This is a genomic window from Solemya elarraichensis gill symbiont, from assembly GCF_002021095.1.
Taxonomy (GTDB): Bacteria; Pseudomonadota; Gammaproteobacteria; order Chromatiales; family Chromatiaceae.
In genome coordinates, this window is the sequence record NZ_MPRK01000206.1 from 1 (window position 1) to 3,048 (window position 3,048).

5 protein-coding genes are annotated in these 3,048 nt (G+C 49.6%); 4 read left to right on the top strand and 1 reads right to left on the bottom strand.

Annotation, left to right across the window (positions count from 1 at the left end; all coding sequences use genetic code 11):
- On the top strand, positions 1-718 hold a 718-nt coding region (locus BOW51_RS09050), incomplete at its 5' end, for a porin (RefSeq protein ID WP_135568197.1).
- Positions 719-774: 56 nt separating this feature from the next.
- On the opposite strand, the gene BOW51_RS11435 is transcribed toward BOW51_RS09050, so the two are convergent.
- Positions 775-954: a hypothetical protein gene (locus BOW51_RS11435; RefSeq protein ID WP_217349024.1), complete on the bottom strand. Its 180-nt coding sequence runs from the start codon at positions 952-954 to the stop codon at positions 775-777.
- Here BOW51_RS11435 and BOW51_RS09055 point away from each other — a divergent pair.
- The 3 genes from BOW51_RS09055 to BOW51_RS09065 form a co-directional block, all read left to right on the top strand.
- The gene (locus tag BOW51_RS09055) at positions 946-1,968 is read left to right on the top strand and encodes an ATP-grasp domain-containing protein (protein ID WP_078477443.1); all 1,023 of its coding nucleotides are present in this window, start codon (positions 946-948) and stop codon (positions 1,966-1,968) included. The genes BOW51_RS11435 and BOW51_RS09055 overlap by 9 nt on opposite strands.
- A gap of 36 nt (positions 1,969-2,004) precedes the next feature.
- Complete coding sequence (locus BOW51_RS09060; RefSeq protein WP_135568198.1) at positions 2,005-2,223, top strand: hypothetical protein; 219 nt, start codon at positions 2,005-2,007, stop codon at positions 2,221-2,223.
- A gap of 1 nt (position 2,224) precedes the next feature.
- Positions 2,225-3,048, top strand: an 824-nt coding sequence (locus BOW51_RS09065; protein ID WP_503167676.1) for an ATP-grasp domain-containing protein, incomplete at its 3' end; no start/stop codon positions are given.

The window sequence follows — 3,048 nt, forward strand, 5'->3', positions numbered from 1 at the left end:
CGACGGCAACCCAAACGGACGTAACGCCTACATCGGCCTAACCGGTGACTGGGGTACATTCCTCTATGGTCGTCACGACAGCCCATACAAGATGGCTTGGTACAGCACCGGCATCGACATGATGGGTGATACCATCATGGACGCAGTTGGCCTCTCATCAGCTGAAGCGAACCGTTTCAGCAACGCCATTGCTTATGTTTCACCGAACATTAACGGCCTGACTTTTGCTGGCGCAATCGTTCCTAGTGAAGGTACTAACAACGCAACCGGTCTTGCTGACGGCTACGCTGTCGGTGTTATGTACAGCAACAACGATCTGAAGCTGGCTGCTGCTTACGAAGACGAAGGCGCTCTTGGTAGCAATAACAACCTTGGTAGCAATAACGACAACGACCGTTTCATGGTTGGCGCTGGTTACACCATGAATGCCTTCGCTATCGCAGCAAACTATGTTATGGAAGACAACGAAGACCTTGAGAAGAACATCAACGTCATCGGTAGCTACAGCTTCGGTAACAACAAGCTGATTGTCGCTTACGGCCTTGATGATAACGACAGCGGTAGTGATCAGGGCTCCTGGGGTATTGGCCTGTCTCACGCACTGAGCAAGCGTACAACTGCCTATGCAGCATATGCTGACAGTAACGACTATAACCAGATTAACACTGAAATGGATGCTACCTCCGGCTTCTCAGTCGGCCTGATCCACAACTTCTAACTCACTTTAGAAATTGCATGATCTGGAACGGGGCTTTCGAGCCCCGTTTTTTATGTTCAAACCAAACCTGATAAACTGACCACCCAAAAACCACAGCCACTCATGGCCAGACCACGACACATCAGCTGATTATGAAAATCAAACCATCGAGTCTCCCGTCGCTCAGTTTCAACACAAATACTGGAAGCAACAAACAGCAGGCAGTCAATAGCCGGAATCAATCTATCATGCTGCATATCAAGGCGATTCCAGACAATCATGAGATTAAAGTTGAGAACTATGACCACGCGCTTGGGGGATTCAATTATTCATACAATGGCAATCTCCATCTGCTTGAGAATGAACGACCGAACGAGTTTGAGCACCAGGCGATGATACTGGGTGGATTACAACCAAAGCGTATCGATATCCCCAGGGTTGATTTCGCCTTTAACTTTATCTGCGACCCGGATATCAGCAGAAAATCCCTCGAATATGCAGTTCAATTCGTTGACGGGAACAGTCTTCCTACCCTGAATCATCCTGCAAAAGTCCTGCGCCTGACCCGAGATGGGCTTTTCCAGCATTTCAGTGACATAAACGGGCCGCTAATCCCGAGAACCCTGCGCATCTCGCCGCACTCCTGCAAGGAGGTACAGGCCATAGTTGAAGCGGGAGATGTTGTCTTGCCACTGATCATTCGCCCGGCTGGCAGACATGGCGGACAAGGCATGTATCTGCTGAAGTCACTGGATGACATCCACGAACTGGAACGATTTGCCTTTGACGGTCGCGACTACTACCTGATCGAGTTCCATGATTACCGCAGTGATGATGGTTTCTACAGGAAGTACCGCATGATCTGGATTGATGGAAAGATTTATCCTCGCCACCTGATTATCGACAAGGAGTGGAAAATCCACGGTGCAAACAAAAACAACTTCATGCGCGATACGGAGAAGTTCATCCAGGAGGAGATCGAGTACCTCGACAACTTTGAAGAAGTGCTCGGAAACGATGGCGTGAGTAATGTGCGGACACTCTTTTCAGAGATAGGCCTGGACTATTGTGGCATGGATTTCTCCCTGTTACCCGACAACAGACTGTTTGTATTCAAGGCCAATCCCGCCATGAATACTTCGATTAATAAGGCGCATCCGGCATCGAAACATCGTGACAGGCATCTACTCATGCACGAACAGGCCAAGATGGAAATGTTAAGTCAATTCGCCAACACGGTTGCTGCAGAAACTGACAAAAGATCACACTAGTATCAACATCACAAATCCAGAACGACAGGCGGCTTCATGACACCGGCAAGTATCGGGCTCCTCTATCCTGGCGAAATGGGCATCACAGTCGCAGCTGCCCTGCAGGACAACAAGCACAAGGTCTACTGGCTACCGGAAGAGAGAAGCGGGCGCACAAGAGAATGGTTACGGCTATGGCGCCTATTGCTTCCGAACCTGATAAAATCCTCGATAGAAATGTGTCCACCACCAAGTAGAGAGATTAGTATTAACTAGTATGAGCAAAAAAACTCAGACCTTCCCGTCACTCAGTTACAGTCTCAAGCAGACTACCCGTGAAAAACAGGCCAGCGCACCCGCCAAAAAGCCTGTTATGTTGCACATTAAGGCGGTACCCGACTCAAACTCCATCCTGGTCCAACACTTTGATTTCGAACTCGGCGCCTTCGTCTACGCCTATAATGGAAATCTAAAGTTGCTTGCAGATGAGCGCCTGGAAGGATTTGAACACCATTCACTGGTTCTGGGCGGTTCACGCCCCAAGCGTGCCGACATCCCCAGGGTCGATTTCGCATTCAACTATATTAGCGATCCCGATCTGAGCAGCAAAGCGCTCGAAGCCGCCATTGAGTTTATCGATAGCAACGGGATTCCCTGTCTGAACCACCCTGCCAGGGTGAAACAAACATCACGGGACGGACTCTACCTGCATTTCGGTCACATGGATGGCATCGTGATACCGAAAACCCTGCGAGTCGCACCACACTACTGCAGTGATATACAGGAGATCATCGAAAAAGGCGATATCAGCCTGCCGATAATCGTCCGGCCGGCCGGCGGGCACGACGGAGAAAACATGTTGCTGCTGAAATCGCTGAATGATATCCACATGCTCGAGTGTTTTGCCTTCGACGGGCGAGACTACTTCCTGATCGAACTCCACGACTATCGCAATGATGATGGCCTTTTCAGGAAGTACCGAATGTTGTCTATAGGTGGCAACCTCTACCCTCGTCATCTGATTATTGACAACGAGTGGAACATTCATGGCAAGAGCCGATATAACGTCATGCGGGATAACAAACAGCTGAGGGAGGAAGA